This is a genomic window from Streptomyces sp. NPDC040610, from assembly GCF_055594065.1.
Genome location: NZ_JBVIXA010000003.1, coordinates 2,054 through 25,547, shown reverse-complemented (window position 1 = coordinate 25,547; position 23,494 = coordinate 2,054). Strand labels below are relative to the sequence as shown.

At 72.9% G+C, this 23,494-nt stretch carries 23 protein-coding genes and 1 tRNA gene; 13 read left to right on the top strand and 11 right to left on the bottom strand.

Annotated elements, in window-relative coordinates; translation table 11 throughout:
- Window positions 1-54: 54 nt before the first annotated feature.
- The gene (locus tag ACZ6AA_RS12750; protein WP_471457931.1) at window positions 55-936 is read right to left on the bottom strand and encodes a hypothetical protein; all 882 of its coding nucleotides are present in this window, start codon (window positions 934-936) and stop codon (window positions 55-57) included.
- Window positions 937-1,140: 204 nt separating this feature from the next.
- Here ACZ6AA_RS12750 and ACZ6AA_RS12745 point away from each other — a divergent pair, with 204 nt between their 5' ends.
- On the top strand, window positions 1,141-1,647 hold the full coding sequence (locus tag ACZ6AA_RS12745) for an ATP-binding protein (RefSeq protein WP_468453764.1): 507 nt from the start codon (window positions 1,141-1,143) through the stop codon (window positions 1,645-1,647).
- On the opposite strand, the gene ACZ6AA_RS12740 is transcribed toward ACZ6AA_RS12745, so the two are convergent.
- A complete protein-coding gene (locus ACZ6AA_RS12740) occupies window positions 1,637-2,563 on the bottom strand; it encodes a helix-turn-helix transcriptional regulator (protein WP_471457929.1) in 927 nt (308 codons plus the stop codon). The two genes, ACZ6AA_RS12745 and ACZ6AA_RS12740, sit on opposite strands and share 11 nt — an antisense overlap.
- 243 nt (window positions 2,564-2,806) lie before the next feature.
- On the opposite strand from ACZ6AA_RS12740, the gene ACZ6AA_RS12735 reads away from it, so the two are divergent.
- The 5 genes from ACZ6AA_RS12735 (at window position 2,807) to ACZ6AA_RS12715 (ending at window position 7,632) form a co-directional block, all read left to right on the top strand.
- A complete protein-coding gene (locus ACZ6AA_RS12735) occupies window positions 2,807-3,214 on the top strand; it encodes a methylglyoxal synthase (RefSeq protein ID WP_468453761.1) in 408 nt (135 codons plus the stop codon).
- A gap of 26 nt (window positions 3,215-3,240) precedes the next feature.
- Window positions 3,241-4,227, top strand: a complete 987-nt coding sequence (gene galE, locus ACZ6AA_RS12730) for a UDP-glucose 4-epimerase GalE (RefSeq protein ID WP_471457927.1) — start codon at window positions 3,241-3,243, stop codon at window positions 4,225-4,227.
- A gap of 122 nt (window positions 4,228-4,349) precedes the next feature.
- Window positions 4,350-5,447 carry an NADH:flavin oxidoreductase/NADH oxidase gene (locus ACZ6AA_RS12725; protein ID WP_471457925.1) on the top strand — a complete coding sequence of 366 codons (1,098 nt, stop codon included), beginning with the start codon at window positions 4,350-4,352 and terminating at the stop codon, window positions 5,445-5,447.
- Window positions 5,448-5,583: 136 nt separating this feature from the next.
- The gene (fabG, locus tag ACZ6AA_RS12720) at window positions 5,584-6,291 is read left to right on the top strand and encodes a 3-oxoacyl-ACP reductase FabG (RefSeq protein ID WP_471457923.1); all 708 of its coding nucleotides are present in this window, start codon (window positions 5,584-5,586) and stop codon (window positions 6,289-6,291) included.
- 123 nt (window positions 6,292-6,414) lie between these two features.
- Window positions 6,415-7,632 (top strand): competence/damage-inducible protein A, encoded by a 1,218-nt coding sequence (locus ACZ6AA_RS12715; RefSeq protein WP_471457921.1) that lies wholly within the window; start codon window positions 6,415-6,417, stop codon window positions 7,630-7,632.
- 15 nt (window positions 7,633-7,647) lie between these two features.
- Here ACZ6AA_RS12715 and ACZ6AA_RS12710 read toward each other — a convergent pair whose 3' ends face one another.
- Window positions 7,648-8,454, bottom strand: coding sequence for an NAD(P)H-binding protein (locus ACZ6AA_RS12710; RefSeq protein WP_471457919.1), 807 nt, complete (start codon window positions 8,452-8,454; stop codon window positions 7,648-7,650).
- A gap of 115 nt (window positions 8,455-8,569) precedes the next feature.
- Here ACZ6AA_RS12710 and ACZ6AA_RS12705 point away from each other — a divergent pair, with 115 nt between their 5' ends.
- Window positions 8,570-9,010, top strand: a complete 441-nt coding sequence (locus ACZ6AA_RS12705) for a winged helix-turn-helix transcriptional regulator (RefSeq protein ID WP_468481443.1) — start codon at window positions 8,570-8,572, stop codon at window positions 9,008-9,010.
- A gap of 10 nt (window positions 9,011-9,020) precedes the next feature.
- Here the strand turns inward: ACZ6AA_RS12705 and pdxR are convergent, their stop codons facing one another.
- The gene (pdxR, locus tag ACZ6AA_RS12700; protein ID WP_471457917.1) at window positions 9,021-10,511 is read right to left on the bottom strand and encodes a MocR-like pyridoxine biosynthesis transcription factor PdxR; all 1,491 of its coding nucleotides are present in this window, start codon (window positions 10,509-10,511) and stop codon (window positions 9,021-9,023) included.
- A 41-nt stretch (window positions 10,512-10,552) separates the two neighbouring features.
- On the opposite strand from pdxR, the gene ACZ6AA_RS12695 reads away from it, so the two are divergent.
- Entirely contained in the window at window positions 10,553-11,134 is a 582-nt protein-coding gene (locus tag ACZ6AA_RS12695; RefSeq protein ID WP_471457915.1) for a carboxymuconolactone decarboxylase family protein, read from the top strand.
- Here ACZ6AA_RS12695 and ACZ6AA_RS12690 read toward each other — a convergent pair.
- The 3 genes from ACZ6AA_RS12690 to ACZ6AA_RS12680 form a co-directional block, all read right to left on the bottom strand.
- Window positions 11,097-12,332, bottom strand: coding sequence for an MFS transporter (locus tag ACZ6AA_RS12690; protein ID WP_471457913.1), 1,236 nt, complete (start codon window positions 12,330-12,332; stop codon window positions 11,097-11,099). The genes ACZ6AA_RS12695 and ACZ6AA_RS12690 overlap by 38 nt on opposite strands.
- 173 nt (window positions 12,333-12,505) lie before the next feature.
- Window positions 12,506-14,026, bottom strand: coding sequence for an aminopeptidase P family protein (locus tag ACZ6AA_RS12685; protein ID WP_468453741.1), 1,521 nt, complete (start codon window positions 14,024-14,026; stop codon window positions 12,506-12,508).
- A 75-nt stretch (window positions 14,027-14,101) separates the two neighbouring features.
- Window positions 14,102-15,559: a PP2C family protein-serine/threonine phosphatase gene (locus tag ACZ6AA_RS12680; RefSeq protein ID WP_468453739.1), complete on the bottom strand. Its 1,458-nt coding sequence runs from the start codon at window positions 15,557-15,559 to the stop codon at window positions 14,102-14,104.
- 614 nt (window positions 15,560-16,173) lie between these two features.
- Here ACZ6AA_RS12680 and ACZ6AA_RS12675 point away from each other — a divergent pair.
- Together ACZ6AA_RS12675 and ACZ6AA_RS12670 are read left to right on the top strand one after the other, a co-directional pair.
- Window positions 16,174-16,875 (top strand): bifunctional DNA primase/polymerase, encoded by a 702-nt coding sequence (locus tag ACZ6AA_RS12675; RefSeq protein WP_468453737.1) that lies wholly within the window; start codon window positions 16,174-16,176, stop codon window positions 16,873-16,875.
- A gap of 54 nt (window positions 16,876-16,929) precedes the next feature.
- Window positions 16,930-17,475 (top strand): hypothetical protein, encoded by a 546-nt coding sequence (locus ACZ6AA_RS12670; RefSeq protein WP_471457911.1) that lies wholly within the window; start codon window positions 16,930-16,932, stop codon window positions 17,473-17,475.
- A gap of 283 nt (window positions 17,476-17,758) precedes the next feature.
- On the opposite strand, the gene ACZ6AA_RS12665 is transcribed toward ACZ6AA_RS12670, so the two are convergent.
- The 3 genes from ACZ6AA_RS12665 to ACZ6AA_RS12655 all read right to left on the bottom strand — a co-directional run bounded on the left by ACZ6AA_RS12665 (window position 17,759) and on the right by ACZ6AA_RS12655 (window position 20,426).
- On the bottom strand, window positions 17,759-18,745 hold the full coding sequence (locus tag ACZ6AA_RS12665; protein ID WP_468453733.1) for a DUF5926 family protein: 987 nt from the start codon (window positions 18,743-18,745) through the stop codon (window positions 17,759-17,761).
- A 146-nt stretch (window positions 18,746-18,891) separates the two neighbouring features.
- Entirely contained in the window at window positions 18,892-19,530 is a 639-nt protein-coding gene (locus tag ACZ6AA_RS12660; protein WP_468453731.1) for an ATP-binding protein, read from the bottom strand.
- Window positions 19,531-19,583: 53 nt separating this feature from the next.
- Window positions 19,584-20,426, bottom strand: coding sequence for a glycerophosphodiester phosphodiesterase (locus tag ACZ6AA_RS12655; protein ID WP_468481438.1), 843 nt, complete (start codon window positions 20,424-20,426; stop codon window positions 19,584-19,586).
- 197 nt (window positions 20,427-20,623) lie between these two features.
- Between ACZ6AA_RS12655 and ACZ6AA_RS12650 the strand changes: the two genes are divergently transcribed.
- Together ACZ6AA_RS12650 and ACZ6AA_RS12645 are read left to right on the top strand one after the other, a co-directional pair.
- The gene (locus ACZ6AA_RS12650; protein WP_471457907.1) at window positions 20,624-22,213 is read left to right on the top strand and encodes a S1C family serine protease; all 1,590 of its coding nucleotides are present in this window, start codon (window positions 20,624-20,626) and stop codon (window positions 22,211-22,213) included.
- Window positions 22,214-22,265: 52 nt separating this feature from the next.
- Window positions 22,266-22,350, top strand: a tRNA-Ser gene (locus ACZ6AA_RS12645).
- A gap of 161 nt (window positions 22,351-22,511) precedes the next feature.
- On the opposite strand, the gene ACZ6AA_RS12640 is transcribed toward ACZ6AA_RS12645, so the two are convergent.
- Complete coding sequence (locus ACZ6AA_RS12640) at window positions 22,512-22,694, bottom strand: hypothetical protein (RefSeq protein WP_471457905.1); 183 nt, start codon at window positions 22,692-22,694, stop codon at window positions 22,512-22,514.
- Window positions 22,695-23,119: 425 nt separating this feature from the next.
- Between ACZ6AA_RS12640 and ACZ6AA_RS12635 the strand changes: the two genes are divergently transcribed.
- Window positions 23,120-23,359 carry a hypothetical protein gene (locus tag ACZ6AA_RS12635; protein WP_468453723.1) on the top strand — a complete coding sequence of 80 codons (240 nt, stop codon included), beginning with the start codon at window positions 23,120-23,122 and terminating at the stop codon, window positions 23,357-23,359.
- The last annotated feature ends 135 nt before the right edge of the window (window positions 23,360-23,494 follow it).

The following is a 23,494-nucleotide window of genomic DNA, read 5'->3' as shown; positions in this document are numbered from 1 at the left end:
GTGCGCGACGCGGCACCCCTCCGATCCGATGGATGCCGGGAGGAGCGGTCCGCGTCAGGCGGCGAGCGTGAGGGCGGCGGTCGCGGGCGGGCCGCGCCGGATCACCGTGTCCCTGAGGGCGGCGGCCACGAGGCGTGGCGGCGGCGGGGTGCCCGGGGCGTGCGCGGGGCCCGTCCGGGGCGCGCCGACGAGCCCGGCGCGCATGACTCGTACCAGCGCGAGGGCGGCACGGAGGGAGCGTACGAGCGCCGCCTCGGCGACTCCGTACGCCCCCTGGGCGGAGAGCCGCACGAGGCGGGCGAGCGCGAGGTCGCCGCGGCGCAGCAGCCAGCCCGCGGCGAGGGCCGCGAGGACGTGGGCGAGCAGCATCGGCAGGGACGGCAGCAGCGCGGCCATCGACGACGAGCCCATCGAGCCCATCGACGGCATGGACGTCGTCGAGTGCACCGTGCCCGTGGCGTGTGCGGCTGCCTCGGCGTGGGCGTGCGCGCCGTGGGCGCCGCCGGACGGTTCGAGGCCCGCGGTCCGCAGGATCTGCCGGGCCTGGACGGGTGTGAGGGTCGCCCCGCTCGCGCCGCACGCGATGCGGGCCGCGCGCTCCACGAGCGACGCGGCGTCGGAGCCGCCGCCCGTCCCGGCCGTGGTCATCGCCATGCTGTGCTGCTGGCCGAGGCCGAACAGCGCGTGCAGCGCGAGCTGGCCGACGGCGAGTGCCCCCGCGATGCCCGGCAGCGACCGCGCGCGCCCGGCGAGGGGCACGGCGACGGCGAGGACCACGACGAAGGCGACGATCAGCGTCCACAGGGGGACGGCGGCACAGGACGCGAGCACATGGCCCCCGGCGGACAGCACGACGCAGACCGCGGCGAAGGTCGCGGCCCGCAGGAGCCGGACATCGGCTCCGGCGCGTGTCTGACGCGGGTGGGGGGCAGTCATGGCCGGGCCATCATCGCACCAGGCTTGGCCGTCTCCTACGGCAGGTCGGCGGGCGGCGGCGCGTTCCCGGGGGTGCCCGGCTACACCGGACGGGGTGCCCGGCGCGTCCGCCGTATGGGCGGCATCACGTCAAGTGGGCGCTTATTCGCGGTTACTCGCGGCAATACGTATCGGTATGTCGAGCCGCAGCCAGGAGGCTGGAGCATGAGCATCTGGTGGTCACTCCATTTGCGGCGCGAAGCTGCGAGCGTTCCGCTCGCCCGGCGCCTGCTGATGGGCACGATGGAGAGCGCGGGGGTGCACCCCGACGTCTCGTACGAACTGTCGCTGGCACTCACGGAGGCCTGCGCCAACGCGGTGGAGCACGGCGGGGCCGCGACACCGGGGGCGCCGGGCGGCGCGTACCGGGTCACGGCGTATCTGGACGGCGAGACCTGCCGCATCGAGGTCGCCGACTCCGGCCCCGGTTTCCCGCCGAGCCGCATCCGGATGTCCGCACGCCGCCGGGGCCGTCGCCGCACCCGCCGCCCGTCCCGCGCCCGCAAGGCCGTCACGCCCCCCGAGACCGCCGAGAGCGGCCGGGGCCTGTGTCTGATCCGCGAGCTGGCCGACCATGTGGACTTCGGCAACAAGCCGGGGCGCGGCGGCGCGGTGATCAGCTTCGACAAGGTCCTGAAGTGGCGGGAGGACGCGCCGCTCGTCAGCGCGTAGGGCCTCCGGCCTTGTCCGGGGTGATGATGACGAAACGGGACTCCGGGCACTCCATGGGCCGGAAGACATGACTCATCACGCCGATTTCCGTATCGCCGTGAAAGGGCAGTCGAAGCGCGAAGCGGTGTCCTGACCGGTGTTCCACGACGCTGTGGTCCTCGGTCCATATGCGGCGGCAGTCGGCGTCCGCGCCGAGAATGTCACGCGTCAGTGACCGTACCGGCGAATTTCCCGGGTCGCGATTGTTGGCGAGCCGCAGCATCGCCAGATAGATCCGGGCGAATTTCATTTCCCAGTCGACCAGTTGGGTGCGGGCCTCGGGGGCGAGCAGGGCCCAGCGCATGATATTCGCGCGGGGGGCCACGGACCAGGGAAACCACTGGGCCATCGCGGAGTTCGCCGCCACGATGTTCCACGCGCCGTCGGAGATATAGGCGGGGTTCGGGGCCTGGTGCTCCAGGAGGTCGAGGACCTCGGGGTCGAGGTCGGCGAGGCGTCTCGCGGGGTCGTCCGGGGGGCGGCGGCCCACCGCGCCGAGGAACAGGGTCAGCTCTTCCGCCTCGCTGAGCTGCAGCGTTTCGATGACGCGCAGGAGGAAGGAGTCGGAGAAGTCCCGCCGGGTGCCGCGCTCAAGGGAGCGGTACCAGCCCTCGCTCACCCCGACGAGGCGCGCCACCTCGGCCTGCGAGAGTCCCGTCGTGGCATTGCGGACCGCGAGGAGTCCGGCGTCGCGGCGCCTGACCCGGGCCCGCCAGGCGCGCAGCAGGCGCCCGATGGATTCGCCTGCGTCGACCTTTTCCGCGACCTCTTCCGCGACCTCTTCCGCGACCTCTTCCGCGACCTCTTCCGCGACCTCTTCCGAGGCCGTACAGAGGTAATTCTTGCTTTCACTGAGAATGACGTGCTCCCCGTTCATTGGTCGAGGAGCCGACAGGCCCCCCCGAGCCATCCGTAGATCATAACAGGTGCCTGTCGTGGGGGAGTTCCATTACTTGCGGTACCGGCACTGAAAGTGGTGGTCGGGTTCGTGCATGCTGTGGACGCGGCGTCGCCGACGGGTCGAGAGGCCTTCGGCGCGGCGGTAACGCGTGCTGAATCGCGCGTTGTTGAATCCGTAACTTATTCAAACCGTGGCTTATGGAATACGGGGGCAGAGGTTATGAGAGCGGTGGCCCTTGTGGCACACGACGCGAAGAAGACGGAGCTGCTCGACTGGGCGGCCCGGCACCAGGAGGCGCTGCGCGGCTGCCGCCTCGTCGCCACCCGGACCACCGGCGAGCTGCTCGGGCGCCGACTCGGCCTGCGGGCCGACCTGGTGGCGAGCGGGCCGCTGGGCGGTGACCAGCAGATCGGCGCGATGATCGTCGAGGAGCGCATCGCCCTGCTGGTGTTCTTCACCGATCCGCTGGGGACGCAGCCCCACGAGAGCGACGTCCGGGCCCTGCACCGGCTCGCGGTCGTCCATGACGTACCCCTCGCCTCGAACCCCGCCTCCGCCGACGTCCTGCTGACCGACGCCTGCCTGCGGATGACCGCGCCCGCGCCCGTCGAGGCCGACGCCGCGTGACACAACACTCTGGAGGGGACGACACCATGTCGTACTGGCTGATAGCCGGTGGCGCCGGATTCATCGGCGGCCACGTGGTCAAGGCGATGCGGGACGCGGGTGAGCGGATCGTCGTCGTGGACGATCTGTCGACGGGGTCGCGCGCCGCCGTGCCCGAGGACGTGCCCCTGCTCGTCGGCAGCGTCCTCGACGCCGAGTTCCTCGCCCGGGTCTTCCGCGACCACCCCGTGGAGGGCGTGGTCAATCTCGTGGCGCGCACCCAGGTCGGGGAGTCGGTCGAGCTGCCGCTGCTGCACTACCGGCAGAACGTCGAGGGCTTCCGCGCCCTGCTGTCCGCCATGGAGCAGGCCGGGGTGCGGAAGCTGGTGTACTCCTCCAGCGCCTCCGTGTACGGCATGCCGGACGTCGACCTGGTCACGGAGGACACCCCGTGCGCGCCGCTCAGCCCGTACGGCGAGACCAAGCTGATCGGCGAGTGGCTGGCGCGGGCCGCGCACCGGGCCGGGCAGGTGGACTTCATCAACCTGCGGTACTTCAACGTCGCCGGTGCCGCGTCGCCGGAGCTGGCCGACGAGCGGATCCTCAACCTGGTGCCCATGGTCTTCGACCGGCTGACCTCGGGCGCCGCGCCCCAGGTCTTCGGCGACGACTACGCGACCCCGGACGGCACCTGCGTACGCGACTACATCCACGTCGCCGACATCGCCTCCGCGCACCTGGCCGCCACCCGCTTCCTGCGCGCGCACGACGACGTCGCCCGCACGTTCAACGTCGGCCGCGGCGAGGGGCTTTCGGTACGCGAGCTGATCTCCGTCATCCAGGACGTGACCGGCCACGACATCGCCCCGGTCGTGGTGGGGCGCAGGCCGGGCGACCCGGCGAAGGTCGTCGCCGACGCGACGCCGATCGGGCGCGAGCTGGGCTGGGCGGCCCGGCACGGCGTGGTCGACATGATCACGTCCGCGTGGGAGGGCTGGTGCCTGCGCCACCCCGAGGCGCGACGGTCCGTGTGAGCGCCCGGCCGCCGCTCCGTACGCCGTAGGAACGCCCGTTGCTCCGTACGCCGGGCAGCGGCCGCCCCCGTACACCGCAAGAAACCCCGCCAACTTTCGCCGAACGCACGACAGGAACCCTCATGAGCACGCTGTTCTCCCCGCTGAAGCTGCGCGGGCTGACCATCCCCAACCGCGCCTGGATGGCGCCGATGTGCCAGTACCAGGCCGAACCGACGGGCCCGCAGGCCGGTGTGGTCAACGACTGGCACCTGGGCCACCTGTTCGCCCGCGCCGCCGGCGGCCTCGGCCTGATCATGCTCGAAGCCACCGCCGTCGCGCCGGAGGGCCGCATCACGCCGGGCTGCCTCGGCCTGTGGAACGAGACGCAGGCGCGCGCCCTCACCCGGGTGACCCGCTTCCTCGACGAGCACGGCGTGGTGCCCGCCATCCAGCTCGCCCACTCCGGCCGCAAGGGCTCGGCCTCCGCGCCGTGGCTCGGCGGCGGGCCCGTCGCCCCGGAGCAGGGCGGCTGGGACACGGTGGCGCCCAGCGCCGTCGCGTACGGGAACTTCCCGACCCCGCACGAGCTGTCCGTCGACGAGATACAGCGCCTGATCGGGAACTTCGCGGACGCGGCCCGGCGGGCCCTGGACGCGGGCTTCAAGGTCGTCGAGGTGCACGGCGCGCACGGCTTCCTGATCAACTCCTTCCTGTCGCCGCACAGCAACCACCGCACGGACGCCTACGGCGGCAGCTTCGAGCGCCGGGCGCGCTTCGCCCTGGAGGTCGTCGACGCGGTCCGCGCCGTGTGGCCGGACGAGCTGCCCGTCTTCTTCCGCACCTCGGCCACCGACTGGCTGGCGGCGGAGAACCCCGCGGACAACCGCCAGGGCTGGACCGGCGACGACACCGTGCGCCTCGCCAAGGAACTCCTCGCCCACGGCGTCGACCTCCTCGACGTCTCGTCCGGCGGCATCGCCCACGACGCCCGGATCACCACCGGGCCCGGCTACCAGGTCCCCTACGCGGCGGCCGTCCGGGCCCAGACGGACATGCCCGTCGGCGCCGTCGGCCTGATCACCGAGGCCGACCAGGCCGAGGAGATCCTCGCCTCCGGCAAGGCCGACGCGGTCCTGCTCGGACGGGAGCTGCTGCGCGATCCGCACTGGGCGCACCGGGCCGCGGGGCAGCTCGGCGCGGCGGCCCGGTGGCCGGAGTCGTACGGCTATGCCGTGTGACGCGTACCGCTATGTCGTGTGAGGCGTACCGCCGAGACGGCCGAGAGGCCTGAGACGGCCGAGACGCCTGAGCCCGACTCCACACACCCGACACCCCACACACCCGACACCCCACACACCCCACAAGGACCCAGCAGTGAGTCGTTCTGTCCTGATCACCGGCGGCAACCGGGGCATCGGCCTGGCCATCGCCCGTGCCTTCGCCGCGGAGGGCGACCGCGTGGCCGTCACCTACCGCAGCGCCCCGCCGTCCGACGCCGGGCTGCTCGCCGTGCCGTGCGACGTGACCAGTACCGAGCAGGTCGACGCCGCCTTCACCGCGGTGGAGGCGGCCCACGGGCCGGTGGAGATCCTGGTCGCCAACGCGGGGATCACCGAGGACACGCTGCTGCCGCTGATGAGCGACGAGGCGTTCACCTCCGTCGTCGACACCAACCTCGGCGGGGCCTTCCGGGTCGCCCGGCGCGCCTCCCGGCGGATGCTGCGGGCCCGCCGGGGCCGCATCGTCTTCATCTCCTCGGTCGTGGGCGCCACCGGCGGCGCGGGCCAGGCGAACTACGCCGCGTCCAAGGCGGGCCTGGTGGGACTCGCCCGGTCCGTCGCCCGGGAGCTGGGCCCGCGCGGCATCACCGCGAACGTCGTCGCGCCCGGCCTCGTCACGTCCGACATGACGGCGGTCCTGTCCGAGGAGCGGCAGCAGGCGATCCTCGCCCGCACCGCGAGCGGCCGGGCCACGGAGCCGGACGAGATCGCGCGGTCGGTCGTGTATCTCGCGAGCGAGGCGGCCGCGACCGTCAACGGCTCGGTCCTGACGATCGACGGGGGACTGAGCGCGGGGGTGTGACGGGGTCCGCCCCGGCCCCGAGCCGCCGTCGGCCCGGGGCGCCCCCGACCCCACCCCTCAGGCCCCTCTCCCCTGCAGCGCCGCGCCCCCGAGCCCGCCCCCGACCCGTCCGAAGGTGACCCCATGCCCGAACCCCTGACGCTCGCTCCCCGTACGGCCTGTGTGATCACCGTGGGCGACGAACTGCTCCGCGGCGAGATCGCCGACACCAACGGCACCGAGGCCAGCCGCAGGCTCACCGCGCACGGCGTCGCCACCCGCTCCCGGCACACCGTCGCCGACGACCGGCAGGCCATCAGCGACGCCGTCGTCCACGGTCTGGGCCAGGCGTGGCTCGTCCTCGTGGTCGGCGGCCTCGGCCCGACCTCGGACGACGTCACGCGGTTCGCCGTCGGCCACGCCCTCGGCCTGGACATGGAGGACCGCCGGGAGGCCTGGGACGCGGTGTGCCGCCGCCTGGCGGAACTGCGCATCGAGATTCACCCCGACAACCGCCGTCAGGCCCGGTTCCCCGCGGGCAGCGTGCTGTTGCCCAACGCCCACGGCACCGCCTGGGGCGCCAGGGTGACCGTCGGCGGCCGCCATGTCGTGCTGCTCCCGGGGCCGCCGAAGGAGTGCCTGCCCATGCTCGACGCGGCGCTGGCCGGGGTGGGCGCGCGTCCCACCGCGACGGCCGACCCGCGCTGGCGCACCATGGGCCTGCCCGAGCCGGAGGTGGCCGCCCGGATCGACGCCGTCCTGAAGGCCGTGCCGGGGCCGCGCGCGACGGCGGGCTACTGCTGGCGCTATCCGTACGTCGACGTCACCCTGCACGGCGGCGCGGAGCAGCCCGACGCCCTTGCGCGCACCGCCGAGTTGATCGGCGACGCGCTGGCCGGGCATGTGGTCAGCCGGGACGGCAGGGGCGCCCGGGAGCGGCTCGCCGACGCGGTCACCTCGGCGGAGGGCGACGCCGTGGGCGCTCCTGTGGGGCTGACCATCGACGACGGCCTGTCGCACGGGCGCTTCGAGAAGTGGTACGAGGGCCTCGCCAGGGAAGCCGAGGAGCGGTACGAGGACCTCGCCCGGGAAGCCGAGGAGCGCTACGAGAGCCTCGCCCGGGAAGCCGACGGCGGTCCGGCCGGGATCTCGGTCGAGGCCACCGGCACCTGGCACACCGGCTCGCCGACCGACCACCGCGGCTCCGTCGCCATGCGCTGCCGGGTCACCGTCGGCCGGGCCACGCACACCTACCGGCTCGACGAGCCCAACCTCGGCCCCGAAGTCCTCGACGGCGCCGCCGAGTTCATCGCCTGGTCCGTCCTGCGCGCACTCGACGCGGAGCCCGGAGACGGGGCCTGACCCGCACCGGTCAGGTCACCGCACCGCCGCCGCGTACACATCGAGGGCCGACCGCGGCGCCCGCCCGAGCAGCGCGCGCAGCTGGTTGTCCGTGACCGACGTGCCGTCGAGGAAGCCGCCCGCGATCGCCGAGTAGGTGCTCAGGAGCATCGGTACCTGGAACGGCAGGGCGGCGCCGGACGCGGCGACGGCCTCGCGGGTCGCGGCGAGGGTGCCGGGTTCGTAGCGGCCGTCGACCGCGGCGGCCAGGTCGGCGCCGCCCAGGGCCTGTTCGCCGACGAGTTCGTAGGTGCGGCCCGCGTGCGGGGCCGGGTCGGTGGCCACGCGGACGGCGACGTCGGCGAGGTCCTCGCGGGCCACGGCGGCGAGGCGGCCGTCGCCGAGGGGCGCGGCGACGGTGCCGTCGGGGCCCGGGGCGGCGATCGCGGCGAGGAACTCCGCGTACAGGCCGTTGCGAAGGACCGTCCAGTCCAGCGTGGAGCGGCGCAGCCTGCGCTCGGTCCAGCGGTGGGCGAGGGCGTACGTGAGGTGGTCGCCGTCGCCGCTGAGGCTGGTGTAGACGAGGTGGCCGACGCCCGCCTTCTCGGCGGCGGAGATCACGGCCTCGTGGCGGGCGGCGACGACGTCGTCCTCGGCGGCCCCGGCCGAGATGACGAGCAGGGTGCCGACGCCGGTGAAGTCCAGGGACGAGGGGTCGTCGAAGTCGACGCGGCGCTGACCGGGGGCGGGGGCGCGGGTGCCGATGACGAGGTCGTCGCGGTCGGCGAGGCGGGCGGTGACGAGCTTGCCGAGTGCGCCCGTGGCGCCGGTGATCATGATCATGGGAACGTTCCCCCGTCGTTCTGGGTTCCATAAATGCGTGGGAGCGGGCGGCGGTGGTAGCCGGGCCCGTGATCATCGTGATCGGCGGCGGGCGCACGCGTAAGGAGGCACTTTGATGTCAGCAGGGCACACGGCGATAACCACCCCTCAGGTCGCGGTGGCGGCGGGCGAGCCGGTGATCCAGTGCGAGACACCGCAGGACGAGTGCGGTGTCCGGGACGTCCTGGACCGCCTCGGCGACAAGTGGTCCGTCTACGTAGTGGTCGAACTCGCCTCCGGAGTCCTGCGGTTCAAGGAGCTCCAGCGCCGTATCCACGGCGGCGTCTCGCAGCGCATGCTCACCCTGACGGTGCGCCGCCTGGAGCGCGACGGCCTGGTGAAGCGCACCGTGTACCCGACGATCCCGCCGCAGGTCGAGTACGAGCTGACGGAGATGGGCCACAGCCTCACCCACCTCGTGAAGTCCCTCGCGGACTGGTCGATCGCCCACCGCCCGGCGATCGCGGAGGCGCGGGAGACGTACGACGCGCGGACCGCCGAGGACGTCCGGCCCTGACGGACCGGCCTCAGCCCTCGTCCGGCGCGGGCGGCAGCACCCCGCACAGCGCCTCGATCGCCGCCGCGTACCCGTGCTCGGGCGGCGTCGCGTACCCGACGACCAGGCCGTCCGGCGCGTGCGCGGCCGCCGGGTGCCGGTAGCCGGACAGGCCCTCCAGGCCGACGCCCTGCCACGCGGCGGCCTTCACGGCGGACGCCTCCGTGCCGGGCGGCAGCCGCAGCACGGCGTGCAGCCCGGCCGCGATGCCGGTGACGGTGATGTGCGGGGCGCGCTCGGCGAGGGTGGCGACGAGGTGGTCGCGGCGGCGCCGGTAGCGCTGGCGCATGCGGCGGACGTGCCGGTCGTAGTGGCCGGAGTCGACGAGGTCGGCGAGGGTGAGCTGGTCGGGGACGCTCACCCAGGCCTCCCGCTCGCCCTTGGCGGCGACGACCGCGCCGACCAGGTGCTCCGGAAGGACCATCCAGCCGACGCGCACGGCGGGCGACAGGCTCTTGCTCACCGACCCCATGTACACGACGCGTTCGGGGTCCAGGCCCTGGACGGCACCGACGGGCTCCCGGTCGTAGCGGAACTCGCCGTCGTAGTCGTCCTCCAGGATCAGCCCGCCGTGCGTGCGGGCCCAGTCGACGACGGCGCTGCGGCGCGCGGGGTGCAGCGGGCCGCCGGTGGGGAACTGGTGCGCGGGCGTGAGCAGCACCGCCCGCACGGGCCCCGGAAGGTCCGCCAACTCCTCGACGCGGGCGCCGTGTTCGTCCAGGGACAGGGGCAGCGTCCGCACCCGCGCCGCGTCCAGGAGCGAGCGGTGGAACCCGAGCCCGTACGCCTCCACGGCAATGGCGTCTCCCCTGTTCGAGCGGAGCCGAGAACTTGGGGAAGGCCCGCGCAGCACCCCGCCGCCCGCACCGCCCCCGGGCCCGCCGAACAGCAGCCGCAGCGCGTGCGCGAAGCCCGAGCACACCACGATCCGCTCCGGGTCGGTCCGCACCCCGCGCACCCGCGCCAGATACCCGGCGAGCGCCCGGCGCAGCTCGATCCTGCCCTGCGGATCGCCGGGCCCGAAGGCCTCGTTGGGCGCGGCGGCGAGGGCGCGGCGGGCGGCGGCGAGCCAGGCGGCGCGGGGGAAGGAGCCGGCGTCGGGCTGGCCCTGGACGAGGTTGTGCGCGGGCTTCGTGGGCGCGCCGGGCGCGCGCTTGGGCACGCGGGCGGGGGGCGGGGGCGCGGCGCGCTCGGCGACGCGGGTGCCCGAGCCCTGCCGGGCGGTCAGCCAGCCCTCGGCGACGAGTTCGGCGTAGGCGTCGGCGACGGTGTTGCGGGCGACGCCGAGGTCGGCGGCCAGGGAGCGGTACGGGGGCAGGCGGGTGCCGGGGGCGAGGCGGCCGTCCTGCACGGCGGCGCGCAGCGCGCGGATGAGCGCGGCTCTGCGGCTGCCCCCGCCGGACAGCTCCAGGTGCAGGTCACTGCCGATGCGCTCCGCCGAATTGACCCAGGATTCCGCCATGGAAATGCACCCTACCCGTGGTCTTTGACCGCCGTAGATTCATGGTCATGACGAACAACACGACGTACGCAGAGACCGCCCGGCTCGCCGGGACCGCCGCCCAGACCACCGGGGCCGCCCAGACCACCGGGACCGCCCAGACCACCGGGACCGCCGGGACCACCCACCCCCTGCCCCTGCCCCGCATCGACTTCGCCAAGGCCGCCCCGAAGGTCTTCAAGGCCGTCATCGGCCTGGACGCCGCCGCCCGCGCCGGACTCGACCCGGCCCTCGTCGAGCTGATCCAGATCCGCGCCTCCCACCTCAACGGCTGCGCGTACTGCCTGCACATGCACACCAACGACGCGCGCAAGGCGGGCGAGAGCGAGGACCGGCTGCACATGGTCGCCGTCTGGCGCGAGGCCAGGAACTTCTTCTCCGCCAAGGAGCAGGCCGCACTCGCCCTCACGGACGCGGTCACCCGGGTCGGCGAGGCCGGTGTTCCCGATGCCGTCTACGCCGAGGCCGCCGCCCACTTCGACGAGACCGAGCTGGCGCACGTGCTCGGCCTCGTCCTCGCCATCAACACGTGGAACCGGATCGCGCTCAGCACCGCGAAGGTCGCAGGGACGGACGAGCGCTAGAGCCGACCCCGGCGGCCCACCGCGCCGCGGGCCCCATCGCGTACGACGCCACCAGGACCACCCCGCCGAGCAGCAGCCACCCCGGCGCCCCCCACTCCACCAGAAGCGTGGTGAGGACCAGGGGGCCGAGGGTGCGGGCCACGGTGACGCCGGTGCCGAAGAAGCCCTGATACTCGCCGATCCGGCCCGCGGGGGCCAGGTCGAAGCCGAGCTGCCAGGAACCGGCGGAGTGCAGCATCTCGGCGGCGAGCAGCACCACGGACGCGGCGACGAGCACCGCGGCGGCCGTCCCCGCCCCGCCCGCGGCGGCCGACAGGGCGAACACCGCGCACGCGGCCAGCATCAGGACTCCGGACCTGCGCACGGCGCGTACCGCCGTCGGGATCCCGGAGACCGACCGTGCCGTACGCACCTGGAAGGCCATGACACCAAGGGTGTTGAGGACGAACAGCGCCGAGACGAGCCACGCGGGGGCGTTCGTGCGCTCGGTGAGCCACAGCGGGACGCCGAGGCTGAGCAGCGGCATCCGCAGCAGCAGCACGGTGTTGAGGAGCGTGACGAGCGCGTAGGGCCGGTCCCTGAGCACCGCGAGCCGCTCGCCCGCCACGGCGGCCGTCGGCGCGACGGCGGGCAGCCGCCACAGCACCGCGGCGCACACCGCGAACCCGGCGGCGTCCACCGCGAACACCGAGAGGTACGCGGCCTCGCCGCCGTGGTGCAGGGCGATGCCGCCGAGTCCGGCGCCCACCGCGAGGCCCGCGTTCAGCGTGGACTGGAGGTGGGCGAGGAGCCCGGTGCGCTCCTCCTGGGCGACGAGCCCGGCGAGCAGTGCCTGGCGTGCCGCGGCGAGGCCCGACTGGGCGGTGGCGTACCCGAGGGCGGCGGCCACGAACGGCACGAAGTCGCGGACGACGAGGAAGGACGCGACGGCGGCGCCGGTCGCGAGGGCGAGCAGCACCGCCGTGCCGCGCGGCCCGCGCCGGTCGGCGAGCCGCCCGAGCGGCACCCCCACCACGGATCCGACGGCCCACGCGAGCGTGAGCCCGAGCCCGATCTTCGCCGGGGCGAGCCCGACGACGTGCGTGAAGTAGAGGGCGGACGTGACGTAGTACGCGCCGTCACCCACGGAGTTGGCGAGCTGCGCGAGGGCGAGGAGCCGCAGGGGCCCACGGGCGGGAAGGAGCCGGGGTGTCGTCATGTCCCGAACACTAGGAAGCCACTGGCACCCTCAAGTGGTCCGCTTCTCACATCAGTTCATGGGCCAATTCGACGCCTCCCCTGAGCAGCGAAAAGCGCCGGACAGGCGGCAACCAGCCTGTCCGGCGCTTGAGGACGAGTGCGAGGCGCGATCCGCCGCGCCCACGCCCTGGGTCAGTTCTTCAGCTCGGCCATCCAGCGCTCGACCTCGTCCGACCGCCGGGGCAGCGCGGCCGACAGGTTCCGGTTGCCGTCCTCGGTGACGAGGATGTCGTCCTCGATGCGCACGCCGATGCCCCGGTACTCCTCGGGCACGGCGAGGTCGTCCGCCTGGAAGTACAGACCGGGCTCGACGGTCAGGCACATGCCGGGCTCCAGGGTGCCGTCCACGTACGTCTCGGTGCGCGCGGCGGCGCAGTCGTGGACGTCCATGCCGAGCATGTGACCGGTGCCGTGCAGCGTCCAGCGGCGCTGCAGGCCGAGCTCCAGGACGCGCTCGACGGGGCCCTCGACGATCCCCCACTCGACCAGCTTCTCGGCGAGCACGCGCTGCGCGGCGTCGTGGAAGTCGCGGTACTTGGCGCCCGGCCTGACCGCCGCGATCCCGGCCTCCTGGGCCTCGTACACGGCGTCGTAGATCTTCTTCTGCACCTCGTCGAAGCGGCCGTTGATCGGCAGGGTGCGGGTGACGTCCGCGGTGTAGTACGTGTGCGTCTCCACGCCCGCGTCGAGCAGGAGCAGCTCGCCGGAGCGGACGGCGCCGTCGTTGCGCACCCAGTGCAGGGTGGTGGCGTGCGGGCCCGCGGCGCAGATGGAGCCGTAGCCGATGTCGTTGCCCTCGACGCGGGCGCGCAGGAAGAACGTACCCTCGATGTAGCGCTCGGAGGTCGCCTCGGCCTTGTCGAGGACCTTCACGACGTCCTCGAAGCCGCGCACCGTGGAGTCCACGGCCTTCTGCAGCTCACGGACCTCGAACTCGTCCTTGACGAGGCGGGCCTCGGAGAGGAGGACGCGCAGCTCCTCGTCGCGCTCGGCGGTGACCTTGTCGGCCAGGGCCGCCTCGATCCCGGCGTCGAAGCCGCGGACGACGCGGACGGGCCCGGTGGCCTCGCGCAGCGCGCCGGCCAGCTCGCGGACGTCGGAGGCGGGGATGCCGTACAGCGTCTCGGCCTCGGTCAGGGAGTGGCGGCGGCCGACCCACAGCTCGCCCTGGCCGTCGAGCCAGAACTCGCCGTTCTCCCGGTTGGAGCGCGGGAGGAGGTAGATCGTCGCGTCGTGCCCGCCGGTCCGCTTCGGCTCCATGACGAGGACGCCGTCCTCGGTCTGGTTGCCGGTGAGGTAGGCGTACTCCACGGAGGCGCGGAAGGCGTACTCCGTGTCGTTCGAGCGGGTCTTCAGGTTGCCCGCGGGGACGACCAGGCGCTCGCCGGGGAAGCGCGCGGAGAGCGCGGCGCGGCGGGCGGCGGTGTGCGCGGCCTGCTCGATCGGCTCCAGGTCACGCAGCTCGGTGTCCGCCCAGCCCGACTTCATGCTCTCGGCGAGCTCGTCGGAGACACCGGGGTAGAGGCCGTTCTTGCGCTGCTTGATCGGCTCTTCTTCGGTCTCCACCAGCTCTTCCGGGATCTCCGGGTTGAGGGCGTCCGACACGGTCTGCCTCCTGTTTGACGGCTCTGTACGACTCTGGACCCCCTCCATCGTACGGTCGTACGTAAGGACGCCCAGGGGCGGAAGACCCCTCACCGCGGAGGCTCACGGGCCGTGCGTGCCGCGTCACTCGAAGCGTGCCGCGAGCAGCACCACGTCCTCCTCGCTCGCCGCCGCGGCCGGGCCGTCGAGGCCCTCCGGGAGGACCGTGCGCAGCACGTGGTCGGCGATCTCCCCGGGGTCGTCGCGGGCCGCCTTCGGCACGCTCGCGGCGGCCGCGTGCAGCCGCGCGAAGGCCCGGTCCATGGCGTCGCCCGTGCGCTGGAGGAGCCCGTCCGTATAGAGAAGCAGCGTTTCTCCTGGCTCCGGGCGGATGTCCACGCTCGGCGCCTCCCAGCAGGCGAGCATGCCGAGCGGCGCCGACAGGGACGTCTCCACGAACTCCGTGCGCCGCTCCCCGACGATCAAGGGCGGGCTGTGCCCGGCCCCGGCGAGGACGATCTTGCGCAGGGCGGGCTCGCAGAACGCGAACAGCGCCGTCGCCGACCGCGCGGGCTCGGTGAGGCGAAGCAGCAGCTCCAGGTCCGAGAGGACGGCGACGGGGTCCTCGCCCTCCATCACCGCGTACGCCCGCAGGGAGGCCCGCAGCCGTCCCATCGCGGCGACCGCGCTCGGCCCCGACCCGGTGACGGAGCCGACCGCGAGGCCGAGCGCCGCGTCCGGCAGGGGCAGCGCGTCGAACCAGTCGCCGCCGCCGCGCGGTCCGGTGCTGTGCCGGGCCGCGAGCTGCACCCCGGCGACCCGCGGCAGGCGCGGGGGCAGCAGTTCCGCGCGCAGGGTCGCGGTCGTGGAGCGGGCGCGGTCCAGTTCCACCAGGCGCGCCAGGTGCTCGGTGGCGTACTGGAGGTAGCGGCCGATGAGGTGCCGCTGCCGCTCGGCCGGCTCGGCGGGCTCGTCGTACAGCCAGACCACCGCGCCGACGCGGCCCGCCGTGTCGGTGAGCAGCGGCAGGGCGTAGCTCGCGGCGTACCCGAGGCGGACGGCGACCTCGCGGTGGCGGGGGTCGAGGGCCTCGTCGGCGAGGAGGTCGGGCTGCACGATCTCGGTGAGGGGGGCCGCGGCAGTGGGCGCGGTCTTGGCGGCGGGCACCGGCTCCGGCGCGCCGGGGACGGCCCCGGCGGTGGCGTCGAGGAGGCGGCCGAAGGAGGTGGCGGCGCGTGGCACCGTCTCCAGATGGCCGAGGTCGGCGCGGGCGAGGCCGAGGCCGACGGTGGTGGTGGGGCCGAGGCCGTCGGCGGGCTCCAGGACGACGAGGCCGCGGCGGGCGCCGACGAGGGCGGCTCCGGCGCGCAGGAGTTCGCCGAGTGCGCTGTCGAGTGCGGCCGTGCGGGACAGGCGTTCCGTGAGTTCGTGCAGCGTGGTGAGGTCGGAGACCCAGCCCGCGAGGCGGTCCTGGATCAGTGCTCCTGGGGCGCTCTGGGCGCCGGAGGCGGCAGGGGTGCCCTGGACGGACGGGGCAGTGTGGGCCGGTGGCGGAACAGTGGAATCGATTCCGGCCACTTTCGGGAGGTGCGGGGCGTTCATGGCTGACGGCTTTCCGGCCAGTGCGTATTGCTCAATAGCATCGCAAACCCCCTGTCATTCTGCGCCGCTAGCAATGTCTCCACATCTACACGCAGGGGAGAGGGGATGTCCAGCATTGTCCTGCGGGGATTCCTGGTGTCCAGTGGGGCGGGAGTGAATTCCGGGAACTGTCAGCGATCTTGAGAACTTGTCTGAAAACTGTTGCAGGGAACGGCATATTGCGGTCGACTGACATTGTTCGAAGGAGCGTCACAGCGGTTGCGATGGGTACGTACTCGGTGATGGCCAGGGGCAGTTGCGGGACGCCCGGAACCTGGCGGCGGACCCGAGCGTCCTAACCCACGGCGGCCGTGCCCCATCCTCCCGCGGCTCGGGCGGCAAGAATTACGCGGGACGGCAAACGCCAGGCGCCGCCACCCCACGCCACGTCAACGCTCGGCCCATAGGGGAGCCCCATGCCGCAGGCTGGGGTGTGATGCGCCAGCTTGTACGCACCTGTACGCACTTGCATGCACCTAGTACGCGCACCTCGTACGCACGTCGATAGTGATCCACACATGGTGTGATGTGGCCCGAAGTGTCCCTCTGCGTGTAACGGAAAGGAACGAGCGCTCATGCGCGAGATCCTCGGAAGGCGACGCAGGCTCCTGTCCTGGCGAATCGGTAGGAAGTCTGACCAGAGTCCCGCTCTGCTCGGCGCGGCCATCACCTTCGCGACCGTGTGGCGCTGGCCCGTGCTCCCGGGCGTCGGCATCGACAGCCAGGTCAGGCGTGGTATCGACACCGAAGGCGAGCGGCGCTGCGCCTGCCCCGACCCCGAGTGCGGCTTCCCCGGCGCCCATCCCCTCGACCCCGGCCTGCTCGCCGCGACGACGGACGAGCGCATGGTGCGCTGGTGGTGGACCAACCGCCCCGGCGCACCGGTGCTCCTCGCCACCGGCGGCCGCGCCCCCTGCGCCGTGAGCCTGCCCGCGCCGGCCGGCGCGCGCGCCCTCGCCGCACTCGACGAGGCGGGCGTCAGGCTCGGCCCGGTCGTGGCCACCCCGGCCCGCATCTTCATCCTCGTCGCTCCGTACTCGATGGAGCAGTTGGGCGCGCTCCTGTACGCCAAGGACTGGGTCCCGGGCTCGCTGCGGTTCCACGGCGACGGCGGGTACGTGGCGCTGCCGCCGTCGGAGACGGGCCAGGGCCAGGTCCGCTGGGAGCGGGCGCCCCTGCCCGGCTCGGCCGCGCCCTGGGTGCCGGACGTCGAGGCCGTCGTCGACGCGGTGGTCGAGGCGCTCACTCGTACGGGTGTGAGCGCCCCCGAGTTGTAGGGCGTTGGGCGCGCGGTGAACGCTCCGCGTGCCCATCCTCGTTATCTTCGGGCCATGCACCCGCGCCCGGCCGTGAACCCCCGCCTGCTCGCGCTCCTGGGAGTCGTGGCCGTCGCGGTGCTCGTGCCGCTCGCCGGCGCCTCCGCGGGGCCCGTGCTCCATGACTCCGTACTCCGCGACGACGCGAAGCGACCCGCCGGGCCGCCGCAGCCACCGCCGCCGTCCCGGCCGCAGGACAAGCCCGCCGCCCCGGCTCACGACGTGGAGCCCCCGCGGGAGACCACCGCCCGCTGCGGCCCCGAGCTGTCCTCCCCGCACGGCGTGGAGGCCCAGACCTGCGTCCTGTCCCAGTCCGGCGACACCTGGGCGCGTACCTACTACCGCAACGCCACGGGTGAGGTGCTGAAGGCCGTTCTGAGTGTCATGGGGCCGGAGGGGCGCACCGTGCAGATGCACTGCGCGGTGGGCGCCGACGACGAGCCCGCGGCGTGCGAGACGCCCCGTGAGCGCACGGCGGGAACGGCGGCGGGGTACACGGCGGTGGCGGAGTTCGCCCGTGCGGGCTCAGGTGCGCTGCTGCTGCGCTCCGGCAGCAACTGAGCGCTCTTCCGGTGCAGTTGGGAAGGTTGTTCACCGCTGTACGGCCGCCGGGTGTGCACCGGGCACAGAAACGCCCGGTTGCTGGCGACGGGGGATGCACCAGCAACCGGGCTACCTGAACGGTAACAAGAGATCGGCGCTTGGCAAATTCGATCTCAGTTATCCGGACAGGGATTTACCTGTGTCCAAGGGGAGTTGTGACGGGAGTCACGCGTTCCGTTCCGACTGACTGGTGGGTCAGTGCGGACCGGCCGGACGCCGCGGCGTCCGAGGCCCCGGGAGGTCAGCTGAGGGTGACCTGTCGGTTGGTGAGGCCGCCGCGCGCCCTGCGCTCTTCCGGAGTCAGCGGCTCCGTCGCCGCGAGCGCCGTCGCGAGGCGCGACGCGAACTCGGCGGCGGGCTGCTCGATGTCACCGGCCCCCATGCCGCTCGGCAGGTCCCACACCGGCACCGTCAGGCCGTGCGCGCGGAACGAGCCGACCAGGCGGGTGCCCTCGCCGAGGCTCGACGCACCGGCCGCGTGCAGCCGCGCGAGCGCGTCGAGGAGCTGCTCCTCGGGGTGCGGCATGACCCAGCGCAGGTGGTTCTTCTCCGGCGTCTCGCACCAGTAGGCGGCGTCCACGCCGGAGAGCTTGACCGTCGGGATGGCGGCGGCGTTCGCCCGCTCCAGGGAGGCGGACACCTCCGGCGTCGCGTTCTCCGCGTCCGGCACCCAGAACTCGAAGCCGGGGTGCACCACCGGCTCGAAGGCGCTCTTCTCGTCGATGAGCTCCTGCAGGCGGGGACCGTCGCCGGACACCGCGCGGCGGCCGGGGACCGGCTGGCCGGGCTCGGTGGTGAGGGCCCGCTGGAGGGTGTCGGCGAGGTCGCGGCTGATGTCGCCGGAGGAGGTGTCGTTCTGCAGGCCGAGCAGCACCGAGCCGTCGTCGCGACGCAGCGCGGGCCAGGCCATCGGCAGGACGGTCGCCAGCGTCACGGAGGGCACGCCCTCGGGAAGGCCGTCCTTCAGGGTGAGCTCGACGGTCGCGGCGGGGACCAGCTCGCGCAGGGCCACCCAGTCGCACTCGCCGGGCAGGCCGTCGAAGGGGCGCTGCACCAGCTCGGTCACGGCGTGCGCGGCGGTCCGGCCGTGGCAGGCCTTGTACCGGCGGCCCGAACCGCAGGGGCAGGGTTCCCGGGCGCCGACGACCGGGACCTCGTGGTCCTTGAGCTGCGGCTGCTTGCCCTTGCTGCCCTGGTTGCCCTTGGTCTGCGGGCGCTTCTTGGCCATCGTGGGTGTCTCCCGGTTACGGCTCGCTTGCGTACGGGCGCGAGCCTAGCCGTTCGCCGTCGGATGGCCCGGGGAGCGGGTGCGCGCCGGGGCGCGGTGGGAGCGGCTCGGGACCGGGTGCGGCCCCGCTCGGTCCACGTACCCGCTCAGTCCACGTCGTCGAAGGGGTCCGCGAAGCCGAGGTCGGATATCGCGGCCGTGGCGGCGGCCGCCGACGGTGCGGCGACGCGCGTAGCGAAGTCCTCATGGCGGTGCCCGGACTGCACCAGGGCCCAGACGGTGACCTCACCGCGGGTGTCGTCGCGCACTCCCCACGCCTCGGCGAGGGCGGTGATGATGTTGAGCCCGCGGCCGCCGTGGGCCGTGACCGATGGAGTGGCCGGAATCGGGCGGGTCGGACCGCCGCCGTCGGTCACTTCGACCGTGAGCCGGCCGGTCTTCTCGACGCGCCACGCGGCGCGTACGTCTCCGTCGTCGCCGTCCCCGTTGAGTCCCTCGCCCAGCGGCCTGCCGTGTCGGCAGGCGTTGCTGAGGAGTTCGGAAAGGATCAGTACGGCATCGTCGATGACCGACTCCGACACCCCGTTGCCGCGCAGTTGATCGCGCATTCGGTGTCTGGCTTCCCCCACGCCCGCAGGACCATGGGGTACGGCCATGCTCGACGACGTGGGCACCTCCCGTGCCACCACAAACGCCACCCCCGAGACCTCCTTTGCCCCACGCCACGGTGTGAATGCCCCAATGGACTGGACCGGAAACCGGCCAACACCGCGATGGTGACGCACTCGACACGGTCGAATACGCACCGAACGCGCCGGTGCACTCCCCGTAATGGGCGTCAGGTGCGGCCGAGTTGGGACAGAACCTGCTTCGGGCGGTTGGTGATGATCGCGTCGACGCCGAGGCGGGCGCACAGCTCGACGTCGGCGGGCTCGTTCACGGTCCAGACGTGCACCTGGTGCCCGGCCCGCTTGAGCTTGGCGACGTACCCGGGGTGGTTGCGTACGATCCGGATCCCCGGGCCCGCGATCCGGACGCCCTCGGGGAGACGGCCGTCGCGGTGGCGGGGCGAGACGAACTGCATCAGATAGACGGTGGGCAGCGTCGGGGACGCGGCGCGCACGCGGTGCAGTGAACGCGCCGAGAAGCTCATGACGCGTACGGGCGAGGGGCCCTCTGCGGGCGGCGCGTCGAGGCCGAAGCGCTTCAGGAGATGCAGCAGCCGCTCCTCGACCTGGCCCGCCCAGCGGGTGGGGTGCTTGGTCTCGATGGCGAGCTGGACGTGGCGTCCGGAGGCATTGTTTTCGGCCACCAGCTCAAGGAGCCGTTCCAGGGTGAGTACGGAGGTGTCCTTGGCGTCGGAGGGGTCCTGCCCCTCGTCCCAGTCGGGCCCCTCCCCGTCCCCGGGGTCGCCGCCGTTCTTCCAGGAGCCGAAGTCGAGGGCGGCGAGGTCGGCCAGCTCCAGGGCGGAGACGGCGCCGCGGCCGTTCGAGGTGCGGTTGACGCGGCGGTCGTGGACGCAGACGAGATGGCCGTCCGCGGTGAGCCGTACGTCGCATTCGAGGGCGTCGGCGCCGTCCTCGACCGCCTTCTTGTACGCGGCCAGTGTGTGCTCCGGGGCGTCCTCGGAGGCTCCGCGGTGGGCGACGACCTGGATGTGGGGCTGTCGTGCGTGGGTCACCGCGTCATCGTGCCATCGCCGACCGGTTGCGCCTTCCGTATGGGTTGGTTTCGCCCGCCGTGAACGCACAGCATCGGCTTATGGTGCCCTGACAGCCCATGGGAAAAGCTGACTGCAGACAAAACTGAACCGAAATGATCGTCTGCTGCTCTCAGGCCGTGACCGAGTACGACAGCGTGGACCGAGGAGAAGAAGCTGTGAGCACCGAGAACGAGGGCACTGAGGTACCCCCGGCCCCGTCCGCACCTCCCGTGCCGGTGGACACTCCCGCTGCTTCCGCCCCCGACACCCCGGCGCCGACGCCACCGGCGGACAAGCCCGCCGCGTCCGCACCGGCCCCGGCGGAGGCGCCCGCGAGCACGCCGCCCCCGTCGGCCCCGGCCCCGAGCGTCCCCGATCCGTACGCGCACACGGCCGGTCATGTGGGCGCGGGCCAGTCGGGCGCCGCGTACACCCAGGCGGGTCAGCCCGGCGGGGCGTACGGCCAGCAGCCCGCGCCCGCCGCCTCGCCCTCTGCCGCCTCGCCCTCCGGTGCGTGGCCGCCGCCCCCGCCCCCGGCCGTGCCGTCGTACGCGCAGGACGGTGCCGGGGCCGGTGGCCCGGGGGGCACGGGCTGGGGCGCGTCCTGGACGGCGGAGCAGCCGGCCGCGCCGAAGCCGGGCGCCCGGCGTGGCGGCCTGGTCGCGGCGGTGCTCGCGGCGGCGCTGATCGCGGGCGGTGTCGGCGGTGGCCTCGGCTTCTGGGCGGCGGACCGCAACGACGACGACAGCACGGACTCGACGACGGTCTCCGCGTCGGACAGCCCGGCCGACCTCAAGCGCGAGCCCGGCTCGGTGGCGGGCATCGCGAACAAGGCGCTGCCGAGCGTCGTCACCATCGAGGCCCAGAGCGGCAGCGGCGAGGGCGGCACGGGCACGGGCTTCGTGTACGACAAGCAGGGCCACATCCTCACCAACAACCACGTGGTGGCGTCCGCGGCCGAGGGCGGCAAGCTGTCGGCGACGTTCTCGAACGGCAAGAAGTTCGACGCGGAGGTCGTCGGCCGCGCCCAGGGCTACGACGTCGCGGTCATCAAGCTCAAGAACAAGCCCTCGGACCTCGCCCCGCTGCCGCTCGCCGACTCCGAGAAGGTGGCCGTCGGCGACTCCACGATCGCCATCGGCGCCCCCTTCGGCCTGTCCAACACGGTCACGACGGGCATCGTCAGCGCGAAGAACCGCCCGGTGACCTCCAGCGACGGCGGCAGCAGCAAGAGTTCGTACATGAGCGCGCTGCAGACCGACGCGTCCATCAACCCGGGCAACTCCGGCGGCCCCCTCCTGGACGCCCGCGGCGCGGTCATCGGCATCAACTCCGCGATCAAGCCCGCCGACAGCGGCGGCATGGGCGGCGGCGGCCAGTCCGGCTCGATCGGCCTGGGCTTCGCGATCCCGGTCAACCAGGCGAAGAACGTGGCCCAGCAGTTGATCAAGACGGGCGAGGCCACGTACCCCGTGATCGGCGCGTCGGTGTCCCTGGCGAACACCTCGGACGGCGCGACCATCTCCGAGCGGGCCGCGGGCAACTCCGGCGCCGCGGTGGAGCCGGGCGGCCCCGCGGCCAAGGCGGGCCTCAAGTCCGGCGACGTCATCAAGAAGCTCGACGACACGGTCATCGACAGCGGCCCGACCCTCATCGGCCAGATCTGGACCCACCGCCCCGGCGACACCGTCAAGATCACCTACGAGCGCGACGGCAAGGAGCGCACAGTCGACGTGGTCCTGGGCGCACGCAAGGGCGACAGCTGACCCGCTACTCTTGACCCCGCGCCACCGGCCGAACTCCGGCCCACCGGCGCGGGGTGGGTTGCCCGAGCGGCCTAAGGGAACGGTCTTGAAAACCGTCGTGGCGCGAGTCACCGTGGGTTCAAATCCCACACCCACCGCTTGCAGGTCGACGTCAGCGTCGGCCAGAAGGGTGCCCCTCACTGAGGGGCACCCTTCTTCGCGGTCGGGCTGACTCACCCGGCGGCCGAGCGTGCTCGCCTTTCGGTACCGCTCCACAGAGCCCACGGGCCGGTGCCAACCAGGGGAACCCGAGGGGGTCTTACTGGGCGGCGCGGCGGCAGGCCATCTCGGAGCTGCCCGTGGACACCTGGGAGACGTAGCGAAGGCCGACGGTGCACACGGCGTTCGACACCACCGGAAGCTCGGTGGCCAGCATCCCGCCCGCCACGAGAGCGACGACACCCGCGGAAGCAGCAAGACGGGCCCGGAGATTGCGGTTCACAGAGTTCCTCACCTGGGAGAGGTCGAAAAAGCCGGAACATCGGCCATGCCCACGTCAGTCAACTCGCTCGCCGGTGCTTTCGAACAGGTCCGATACCCGGAAGTGATTGCCCGTCCACGGGAGTTGATGTGCGAAGGCCGTAGAAACTGCTGGGCTGAGTGCGTACTGCCAAACGGCGGTGGGGAATCCGGAATCGTAAATGATCAGGAGGGGTTGGCGTGTGATGTTCACCTCGAGGTGTGAGCATGTGTGTGCCCAACTTGCCCGCTATGCCCGCATATTGGTGGGCCGTTTTGTCGGATTCGCCACGACTGCGCGCTCGCCATTGGGGGCCCTTAACCGTTCTTGACATACGGATTGAGTGAAACGCATGATCTCCCGGCGTCAGCATTCTGGCGCCTGCAATACGAAACGGGAGAATGAAAATGCGTAAGGTCTGCACGGCGATCCTGACGGGTCTGTTCAGCGTCACGCTCTTTGTCGCGCTGCCGGGCAACCACAGCGAGGCCCGCGCCATCACCTTCGACCCCAACGCGTGCCTCGATCTCTCCCAGGTGCAGGTGTGCAAGAAGGGCTACATCTGGAAGAACGTGCCGATGACCGGGCCCGTGGCGCCGGGCAAGTGCCGCCCGTGGGTTTCGGTGAAGACCAAGAAGAAGTGCTGATAGAGCTGCTGAGCAGTTCTCGCGCGTGAGTGGCGGGGGAAGAAACAGGGGGGGGGAAAACGCTCTTTTTTTCCGTGGGGGGGGGGGGGGGGGGGGGGGGGGGGGGGGGGGGGGGGGGGGGGGGGGGGGAGGAAC

What these genes read in the sequence shown, in the direction of transcription:
- ACZ6AA_RS12750 (WP_471457931.1), bottom strand. Translation starts at nt 936, where the DNA reads ATGACTGCCCCCCACCCGCGTCAGACACGCGCCGGAGCCGATGTCCGG.
- ACZ6AA_RS12745 (WP_468453764.1), top strand. Translation starts at nt 1,141, where the DNA reads ATGAGCATCTGGTGGTCACTCCATTTGCGGCGCGAAGCTGCGAGCGTT.
- ACZ6AA_RS12740 (WP_471457929.1), bottom strand. Translation starts at nt 2,563, where the DNA reads ATGAACGGGGAGCACGTCATTCTCAGTGAAAGCAAGAATTACCTCTGT.
- ACZ6AA_RS12735 (WP_468453761.1), top strand. Translation starts at nt 2,807, where the DNA reads ATGAGAGCGGTGGCCCTTGTGGCACACGACGCGAAGAAGACGGAGCTG.
- galE (WP_471457927.1), top strand. Translation starts at nt 3,241, where the DNA reads ATGTCGTACTGGCTGATAGCCGGTGGCGCCGGATTCATCGGCGGCCAC.
- ACZ6AA_RS12725 (WP_471457925.1), top strand. Translation starts at nt 4,350, where the DNA reads ATGAGCACGCTGTTCTCCCCGCTGAAGCTGCGCGGGCTGACCATCCCC.
- ACZ6AA_RS12715 (WP_471457921.1), top strand. Translation starts at nt 6,415, where the DNA reads ATGCCCGAACCCCTGACGCTCGCTCCCCGTACGGCCTGTGTGATCACC.
- ACZ6AA_RS12710 (WP_471457919.1), bottom strand. Translation starts at nt 8,454, where the DNA reads ATGATCATGATCACCGGCGCCACGGGCGCACTCGGCAAGCTCGTCACC.
- ACZ6AA_RS12705 (WP_468481443.1), top strand. Translation starts at nt 8,570, where the DNA reads ATGTCAGCAGGGCACACGGCGATAACCACCCCTCAGGTCGCGGTGGCG.
- pdxR (WP_471457917.1), bottom strand. Translation starts at nt 10,511, where the DNA reads ATGGCGGAATCCTGGGTCAATTCGGCGGAGCGCATCGGCAGTGACCTG.
- ACZ6AA_RS12695 (WP_471457915.1), top strand. Translation starts at nt 10,553, where the DNA reads ATGGTCATGACGAACAACACGACGTACGCAGAGACCGCCCGGCTCGCC.
- ACZ6AA_RS12690 (WP_471457913.1), bottom strand. Translation starts at nt 12,332, where the DNA reads ATGACGACACCCCGGCTCCTTCCCGCCCGTGGGCCCCTGCGGCTCCTC.
- ACZ6AA_RS12685 (WP_468453741.1), bottom strand. Translation starts at nt 14,026, where the DNA reads ATGGAGGGGGTCCAGAGTCGTACAGAGCCGTCAAACAGGAGGCAGACC.
- ACZ6AA_RS12680 (WP_468453739.1), bottom strand. Translation starts at nt 15,559, where the DNA reads ATGAACGCCCCGCACCTCCCGAAAGTGGCCGGAATCGATTCCACTGTT.
- ACZ6AA_RS12675 (WP_468453737.1), top strand. Translation starts at nt 16,174, where the DNA reads ATGCGCGAGATCCTCGGAAGGCGACGCAGGCTCCTGTCCTGGCGAATC.
- ACZ6AA_RS12670 (WP_471457911.1), top strand. Translation starts at nt 16,930, where the DNA reads ATGCACCCGCGCCCGGCCGTGAACCCCCGCCTGCTCGCGCTCCTGGGA.
- ACZ6AA_RS12665 (WP_468453733.1), bottom strand. Translation starts at nt 18,745, where the DNA reads ATGGCCAAGAAGCGCCCGCAGACCAAGGGCAACCAGGGCAGCAAGGGC.
- ACZ6AA_RS12635 (WP_468453723.1), top strand. Translation starts at nt 23,120, where the DNA reads ATGCGTAAGGTCTGCACGGCGATCCTGACGGGTCTGTTCAGCGTCACG.